We start from the raw sequence: 479 nt of genomic DNA, 5'->3' as shown, positions 1-479 counted from the left end.
CGACCCGCAGGCCGTGTTCGTCCACCGGCACGCACACCACGGTCGCCCCCATGGCGTCGAACATCAGTCGCACCGGGGTGTAGCCGGGGTCTTCCATGGCGACGACGGTGCCCGGTTCCAGCACCACGCGGGCGATCAGGTCAAGCGCCTGCTGGGCGCCGTTGGTGACTACGATGTCGTCTTCGCTGCACCTGACCCCACGGGAAAATGCGATATGCCCGGCGATTGCACTGCGCAGGGCCGGCAAGCCTTCCGGCCGGCTGTAGAAGCCGCTGTCCTGTGAGATACGGCGCAAGGCATCGAGGGTGCAGCGCCGCCATTCATCCTGGGGGAACTGGCTGCGGGCGGTGGCACCGCCGATAAAGTCCCGGCTCGGGCGGGTTTCACGGTTGGGGTGACCCATGGGCGCGGGAAGGGCCTGCCACTTGGCCAGGTTGGCGGCGCAGGCAAGGTCGGCGGCACTTTGCAGGTGTTCGCGG

The 479-nt window shown here is 68.3% G+C and carries 1 protein-coding gene; it reads right to left on the bottom strand.

Going from position 1 to position 479, the window contains the following annotated elements; genetic code table 11:
* Positions 1–479, bottom strand: a 479-nt coding sequence (locus HX846_RS38575; protein ID WP_178967622.1) for an aminotransferase class I/II-fold pyridoxal phosphate-dependent enzyme, incomplete at both ends; no start/stop codon positions are given.

It is taken from the genome of Pseudomonas sp. K5002, from assembly GCF_013386655.1.
Lineage (GTDB): Bacteria > Pseudomonadota > Gammaproteobacteria > Pseudomonadales > Pseudomonadaceae > Aquipseudomonas.
This window is presented reverse-complemented; position numbering and strand designations above follow the sequence as displayed.